Origin of the sequence: Belnapia rosea, assembly GCF_900101615.1 — a bacterium.
GTDB lineage: Bacteria > Pseudomonadota > Alphaproteobacteria > Acetobacterales > Acetobacteraceae > Belnapia > Belnapia rosea.
Map to the genome: position 1 here is coordinate 1 of NZ_FMZX01000087.1, position 2,728 is coordinate 2,728.

2 protein-coding genes are annotated in these 2,728 nt (G+C 66.0%); one reads left to right on the plus strand and one right to left on the minus strand.

Features of this window, described 5'->3' with window-relative positions; all coding sequences use genetic code 11:
* The first annotated feature begins 987 nt into the window (after positions 1–987).
* Complete coding sequence (locus tag BLR02_RS28085; protein ID WP_090665479.1) at positions 988–1,233, plus strand: hypothetical protein; 246 nt, start codon at positions 988–990, stop codon at positions 1,231–1,233.
* A gap of 391 nt (positions 1,234–1,624) precedes the next feature.
* Here the strand turns inward: BLR02_RS28085 and BLR02_RS28090 are convergent, their stop codons facing one another.
* On the minus strand, positions 1,625–2,599 hold the full coding sequence (locus BLR02_RS28090) for a zinc-binding dehydrogenase (RefSeq protein WP_090665480.1): 975 nt from the start codon (positions 2,597–2,599) through the stop codon (positions 1,625–1,627).
* Between the last annotated feature and the right edge of the window lie 129 nt (positions 2,600–2,728).

Sequence of the window (2,728 nt, forward strand, 5' to 3'; positions counted from 1 at the left end):
CTACAACTTCGCCAAGCACCTCAAGGCTCTGCGATGGCGAACACCTTTCCAGGCCATCTGTGATGCCTGGACCAAGGATCCGTCAGGCTTCAAAATCAACCCGCACCACCTCATCCCGGGACCACACACAACGGCCGAGACCAGCGCGCCGGTCTGATGCACGGGCTGGTGAACAGCACAGCGTTGGGGCTGAACTTAGTTTCGTTGCGGTTTCATAGGCGCGGGCGTCGGCGGAAGGGGCGGCTGGCCAGTGTCGCCGCCTGGGCGTGCATGGTGCTGGGCGGCTATCGCGGCGGGCACCTGGTCTATCGCCGGCGCGTCGGCGTGGACCACGCTGACCGCAGTCCGGAGCCGCGCGAATTCACCCCGGCGCTACCGCTGGCGGATTTACAGGAGACCCTACCGTGCCTAGTGACGGTGCGAGATCCAGTCGCAGGCCAGGACGTGGGCGTGGTGCTGGTGCGCCAAGGCGGGCGGGTGCATGCCATGGGTGCGCGCTGCTCGCATACGGGCGGCCGCTTTACCAAGGCTGGGTGCTGGAGGGGACGCTGGTTTGCCCCTGGCACGGCTCGCGCTACTGCCTGGAGACAGCACGGCCGTTGAATGGCCCCTCTACCGCGCCGCAGCCGCGCTACCAGGTACGGCTGCGCAGCGACATAGTTGAGATCTGTCGGGAGCAGGAGCCAGGCGATGAGGTCGTCACTTCCGACAGCTTGGCCCGATTGGCCAGGCAAGCGCCGCTGGAGCCGCCGCCGGGCGCACGCAAGACCGAGGAGGTGCTGGTGGAGCATCATATGCTGCTGCGCCACCTGTTCCGCCGGATCGAGACGATGCCGCGCGAAGACCTGGAGCGCCGCGACCTGATGCGCGTACTGGCCTCCGAACTGGAGATCCACGAGTACATAGAGGACAGCGAATTTTACCCCGCAGTGCGAGCGGTGAGCGAGGACGTGGCCCTCGCCCATTCTGAGCACCGCCAACCTGCTGGTGGAGACGCTGAAGCTGAACACCGCCACGCCGAAGTTCGAGGAGCATTTGTGCGCCCTGCATGCCGCGATGGAGCACCACGCAGGCTCAGAGGAACGCTCGATGTTCGTGCAAGCGCAGCGGTTGGGCGAGGCGCGGCTGCGTGAGATCGGCGCGAAGCTGGAGCGGCTGCTGGAGGACGAGCGTCACAGCCGGGCGCGAAGGGCCTTCCGCGTGTTGAAGATCCGACTGCTTGAGGGCACGTAACGGCGGCGAAAACGGCTGGCCCGGGCGGCCTGTACCATTCGAGGGCGCTCGCTGGCGCCATGATCTGACAGACCGGGCCGGCCACATTAAACGCCTTGTCTCCATACGAGACAAAATTTGATTAAAGACCGGAGCACTGCCTCAACCGAACAGGGATGCTCGGTCGCTGCCATCGCTGAGAAGATGAACGCCGCCGGCTGGCATCCGCCGCAGCGCCAGGCTTTTGAGGCCGGGATGATCCAGCGGCTGATGTTCCACCACTGCCTGACCGCTGACAGATCCATCTGAAGCCGGGCAATGCCCCGTCAACCCGAGGCCGAGTGCAAGACCATCCGTAGCCCCTAATGGGCCGAAGCCCACCAGCCAAGCCGCACTCGCCTTGACCGCGCCCTCAGCACTCCAGCACAATCTTCCCGAAATGTGCGTTGGCTTTCATGTGTGCCAGCGCAGCCGCGGCCTCAGCCAGCGGGAAGGTTCGATCCAGCGGCAGCCTCAGCTTCCCGGATTCCACCGCCGGCCAGAGATCGGTGCGCATGCGGCGGTTGATCTCCCGCACTTCCTCCAAGCTGCGTGTGCGGAAGGTGACGCCGATATAGCTGATGCGGCGCATTGCATGGAGGTCGAAGTCGAACTCGCCCTTGGCGCCGCCAAGCCGCCCGACATTCACGATCCGCCCCAGTATGGCGCAGGCGCGAAGATTGCCGTTGGCGACGCTCGCCGAAACCTGGTCGACAATGACATCAACGCCGCGGCCACCCGTCGCCTCCAGCACGCGGTCGGGCCAGCCGGCGTCGCCAGTGTCCACCGCGACGTCGCAGCCGAACTCCGCCAGCCGCGCCCGTCGTCCTGCATCGGAGGAACTGCCGAGCACCAGCGCCGCGCCCATAACCTTCGCCACCTGCATCCCCATAAGCCCGACGCCCGAACTCGCGCCCTGAATCAGTATGCTCTGGCCGGGCTTCAGGGTGCCGTTCGTCACCACCGCATCGTGCATGGTCTGCAACGCGATGGGCAGCGTCGCGGCCTGCACCCACCCCATGTTCGAATCGGAGAGGGAGGAGACACGCCCCCAATCCGCTACCGCATACTCGGCATAGCCGGCCGCGCCGCTGGCCATCACCCGCATGCCGGGGCGGATGCTGTCGGGCACCTCGACGCCGACTTCGACGACCTCACCGGCGAACTCCATCCCCATGATTGTCCCGACGCCGCCAATGCTGCCATGCGCGTGCCCGGCGGCCACGGCCAGGTCGGCGCGGTTCAGCCCGGCGGCGCGGACGCGGACCAGCACCTCGTTCGGCTTCGGCCGCGGCTCCGGCACATCGCGGACCTCGATGCCAGATTCGGTGACGACGGCTGCCTTCATGGCGACTCACTCCCTGCTAGATTTCGTGGCGGCTACTAGGGTCTGTGACCGGACTGTCTGACTAACCGATCTGGCTCCGATCTGGTCTCTGGCCGCGCCACCTTGGAAGGTCTTGAGGCTTTCAAGGAA